This is a genomic window from Dietzia sp. SLG310A2-38A2 (genome assembly GCF_014145095.1).
In the GTDB taxonomy this organism is placed as follows: domain Bacteria; phylum Actinomycetota; class Actinomycetes; order Mycobacteriales; family Mycobacteriaceae; genus Dietzia.
Window position 1 is genome coordinate 1 of sequence record NZ_JAALDX010000551.1, and the last position, 1,467, is coordinate 1,467.

At 71.1% G+C, this 1,467-nt stretch carries 1 protein-coding gene and 1 pseudogene; one reads left to right on the forward strand and one right to left on the reverse strand.

Annotated elements, in window-relative coordinates; genetic code table 11:
• A partial coding sequence (locus G6027_RS18225) for a prenyltransferase (RefSeq protein WP_346995795.1) occupies nt 1–1,060 on the forward strand: 1,060 nt, incomplete at its 5' end.
• Between the two features lie 41 nt (nt 1,061–1,101).
• Here the strand turns inward: G6027_RS18225 and G6027_RS19265 are convergent.
• A pseudogene (locus G6027_RS19265) lies at nt 1,102–1,467 on the reverse strand (glycosyltransferase family 2 protein); the annotation flags it as partial.

The following is a 1,467-nucleotide window of genomic DNA, read 5'->3' on the forward strand; positions in this document are numbered from 1 at the left end:
TGAGGACTTCGCCTACGCCGTGGCCGCGGCGGTGTTCGTGCCGTCGGTGTGGGCGCTGCTCACCGCGTCCCCGCGCGTCGGGGCCGAGGTGGGGAGCCCGACGGTGTCCGGGAGGGGGGACGCGCTGCTGACGCGCGCCCCGGGGCCCGGTGACGACGACGAGGTCCGCACGCCCGAACGGCCCGCGACGCCGGGTCTGCTGACCACGCTGTTCTGGTCGTCCCGGCCGGTGTCGTGGGTCAACACCGCCGCGCCGTTCGCGTTGGCGTATTTCCTGGCCACCGGGGGGTTCGACCTCCTCGGCGTGATCGGCACGATCTTCTTCCTGGTGCCGTACAACCTCGCGATGTACGGGATCAACGACGTCTTCGACTACGAGTCAGACCTTCGTAACCCCCGCAAGGGCGGGGTCGAGGGGTCGGTGCTCGAGCGGTCCCGTCACACGGCCACGCTCGTGGCCTCGGCGGTGACCACCGTGCCGTTCCTCGCGTACCTGGTGCTAACGGGGACGGTGGAGTCGTCCCTGTGGCTCGCCGCGAGCGCGTTCGCGGTGATCGCCTACAGCGCCAAGGGGCTGCGGTTCAAGGAGATCCCGTTCCTGGACTCGCTCACCTCCGCGTTCCACTTCGTCTCCCCGGCGATCGTCGGCTGGACCATCGCCGGTGCGGAACTGACCGGGGGAGTGTGGGCGTGCCTGATCGCGTTCATGCTGTGGGGTGCGGCCTCGCAGGCCTTCGGGGCCGTGCAGGACGTCCGCTTCGACCGCGAGGCGGACCTGAAGTCCGTCGCCACCGTGCTCGGGGCCCGGGCCGCGGTGTGGTTCGCGCTGGCCTGCTACGCCGCCGCGGTGGTCGTCCTGCTGGCGGCGGCGCCGTGGCCGGCCTCCGGGGCCGCCTTCGCGATCCTGCCGTACCTCGCCACCGTGGCGGCCTACGTCAGGGTCACCGACGCCGATGCCGAGCGCACCAACGAGGGCTGGAAGCGCTTCCTGGTGCTCAACATGTTGGCGGGCTTCTGCGTGACGCAGATCGTTCTGTGGTCGGTGCTCGTCTGGTCCTGAGGCTCCCCGCCACTCGCCTCTCGCCGCAGGTCGGCTCGGGCTCAGCGCTGGACTCGCTCCATCCAGCGCTGTGAGGGCGGGCTGGTGCGCCAGTTGCGGGCGATCGTCCGGAACGCCCTCGAGAATCGCCTGCGCATCGCGGCGGGATCATCGAACGGGCGCGCGGAGATGCCCACGGTCAGCGATCGGTCCACCCGCAGTCGGTCGCCCGCCCCGAACTGGAACGACAGGTCGATGTCGTCGTGCAGCTCCGGGTCCGATCGGTTTACCCCGTCGCGGACGCGATCCCAGGCCTCGCGACGCATCGCCAGGTTCGACCCGAAGAGCACCGGGTGAGCCATCGCGGCGCCCACGGAGACGAAGTACGCGTCCATGTAGAGCAGCTGCGCGGCGCGGGCCCGCCAGCC